The sequence below is a fragment of the Puniceibacterium confluentis genome, from assembly GCF_007923445.1.
Taxonomy (GTDB): Bacteria; Pseudomonadota; Alphaproteobacteria; order Rhodobacterales; family Rhodobacteraceae; genus Puniceibacterium; species Puniceibacterium confluentis.
Genome location: NZ_VOJI01000079.1, coordinates 1 through 1,203 on the forward strand (window position 1 = coordinate 1; position 1,203 = coordinate 1,203).

1 protein-coding gene is annotated in these 1,203 nt (G+C 61.5%); it reads left to right on the plus strand.

Translation table 11 applies throughout. The features are described 5' to 3' along the window. Positions 1–95: 95 nt before the first annotated feature. A protein-coding gene (locus FOY53_RS22610; protein ID WP_246107527.1) for an IS3 family transposase occupies positions 96–1,177 on the plus strand; the annotation gives its coding sequence in 2 pieces (ribosomal slippage) (positions 96–315 and positions 315–1,177; 1,083 coding nt in all). Positions 1,178–1,203 lie beyond the last annotated feature (26 nt).

Here is a 1,203-nt window from a genome sequence, read left to right on the forward strand (position 1 = left end):
GTGACCTGCTCCCCTGAAACGTCCGCGATTCGGGGTTCGTCTGTTCTTTGCAAAGGAGACAGACGATGAAGCGATCAAGGTTCACGTAAGAACGGATCACCGGCATTTTGAAGGAGCACCAGGCTGGGCTTGGGGCGAAGGATCTGTGTCGCAAGCACGGCGTCAGCGATGCGACCTTCCAAAAATGGCGCGCCAGGTATGGCGGGATGGAGGTGTCGGACGCGAAGAATCTGAAGGCGCTTGGGGTTGAGAACGCCAAGCTCGGGAAGTTGCGGGCCGAGCAGATGATGGATGTGTCGACGCTGAAGGAGATGCCGGGAAAAAACTTCCGAGGCCCGGTGCGCGGCGTCGCGCCGTGGATCGGGCCATGACACAGAAGGGATACCGGCAGCGGCGGGCTTGTGCTTCGGCAGGCATCGATCCGCGCGTCTATCGCCGACCACCGCTGCGATCGGAAGACGTTGACCTGCGGACACGCCTCAGGGACCTGTCGTCGGAACGTCGGCGGTTCGGCAATCGGCGACCGCATGTCCTGCTGCGGCGCGACGGCTGGTCTGTGAACTGGAAGAAACTCTACCGGATCTGCAAGGAGGAGGGGCTGACCGTGCGCAAGCGTGGTGGCAGAAAACGTGCGTTGGGCACCAGAGCGCCGATGGCAATCCCGCGGGGGCCAAACCAGCGGTGGAGCCTCGGCTTCGTCTCCGACAGCTTGTCCTGCGGTCGCCGGTTCCGGATGCTGAACGTGATCGACGACTTCAGCCGAGAGTGCTTGGCGGCCGTTGTCGATACTTCTCTGTCAGGTATCCGGGTCGGCCGGGAACTGGACCGGATCGCCGAGATGCGGGGATACCCCTGCATGGTGGTCCCTGACAATGGGACCGAACTGACCTCGAATGCCATCCTGAAATGGCAGGAGGACCGCAAGGCCGAGTGGCACTATATCGCGCCAGGCAAGCCCATGCAAAACGGCTTCGTCGAAAGCTTCAGCGGCCGCATGCGCGATGAACTCTTGAACGAGCACCTGTTCGATAGCCTGCGCCATGCCCGCAATCTGGTGGCGGCATGGCGCGACGACTTCAACCTTCACCGCCCGCATTCAGGCCTCGCTGGCCTGACACCGCAGGAATATGCCAACCGGTCAAAAGAAGACCAAAACCTGAACAGAGCCAACTCATAAACGAGGACTCTCAGGGCAGCAGGTCA